This window comes from Moorena sp. SIO4A1 (genome assembly GCF_010672065.1).
Lineage (GTDB): Bacteria > Cyanobacteriota > Cyanobacteriia > Cyanobacteriales > Coleofasciculaceae > Moorena.
Genome location: NZ_JAAHHX010000754.1, coordinates 1 through 1,396, shown reverse-complemented (window position 1 = coordinate 1,396; position 1,396 = coordinate 1). Strand labels below are relative to the sequence as shown.

At 41.3% G+C, this 1,396-nt stretch carries 1 pseudogene; it reads right to left on the bottom strand.

Annotated elements, in window-relative coordinates:
• Window positions 1-17: 17 nt before the first annotated feature.
• Window positions 18-1,308, bottom strand: a pseudogene (locus tag F6K53_RS42635) (IS701 family transposase).
• Between the last annotated feature and the right edge of the window lie 88 nt (window positions 1,309-1,396).

The window sequence follows — 1,396 nt, the reverse complement described above, 5'->3', positions numbered from 1 at the left end:
TGGGACTTTAGCAAAAATCAAGCCCAAATCAAGCCTAAACTCGCTTTATATCTTAAAAATACGTCCATATTTTCCTGCAGCCAACATACAAAACGGTAAGATATGGCACTCCGAAATGCCTCCAAAGTCTCAGTAAATGTCTTTAAAGGTTTTGTTGCCCATCGCCTTCGCAATCCCCCAGTGAGTTGATGCCAAAGAATAAAAGTATAGGCACACATCACCAATATAAAATGCCTCATTAGACTGCGTTTGTGTCGAACTTGATATTCTTTGAGTCCCAACCAACCCTTAGCTTCTCTATAAAATACTTCCACCCAATTTCTTTGAGAATAAGTCTCGACTACCCATAATGGAGTCACTATATTTGCTTCGACATTAGTCAAAAAATAGTCAATATCTGTGGCTTCACTAAAAGTCGGTTGATTCATGACGATTGCCAGACTTCTTTTTCCACTCAGACGAGAGACTTCCACTTCCATTGTGGCGACCCATAGAGTTTTTGACTTATTGAGATTGAGCTGCAATTCAGTGAAAGCCCCATCTGGTAAGCTTTGGGCTAACTCATCGACACGAACGGTTTCCCCATAATTATCCGAGTTTTCTACGGTCACTTTTCGTTCGCGTAGCGTGCGCCAAAAGCGCATTTTTTGCAATTCCTCCTAAATACTTAAGTTTTCGATTTTCTAGCTCAAACAGAAAAGATGTATTGTTTCCATATCCAGCATCAATGAGGACAATTCCTGGATGATACCCTCGATTTAATGTCCGGTCAATTAAGTTTAAGGCCAGCTCTGGTTTTTTGAGGAATTCCGGGTCTTCTTTTCCTTGAGGCAATGAAAAACCATGTTGATATAACTCAATATCCAATGGCAGACTTTTTCGACCATCATACAGATGGGTTGTTACCAGGACTATCCCATTATCAGTTTTACCAATTTCTCCGATGTATTGCCTTCCCACTCCATGGGTAAAATTCCCGCTCTTTCGGTGTCCACTGTCGTCTACAATCAGTGAGAAGCCACGAGAGATTTTCGTCTGACGACAGCTATTCATCACTTGTAATCGGCGTTCGTTGATGTCAATTTCACGACCGTTTGCCCGAACCGCAAAATGCCGTAAGCTATGGTAAGACACATCTACAGCGTCAGCCGCTAGTTGAGATAGGTTTTTTCTTTCACTTTCTCCCAATAATCCCCCCAGATAGTGTCTAAACTCCTTTCTTTGAGCTTTGGTTTTGAAGATATCATCAAAACGCTGACACCATCTTTCAAAGCAGGGGGGCATTGCTGTGGAAACGGTTTCTTTCATCGGATTGAGTGGAGAAGAATACGAACCTAAAAAGCATACTCTATATAGAGTAGCACGATTTTTGTTTATAATTTGCGCTAAAGTCCCA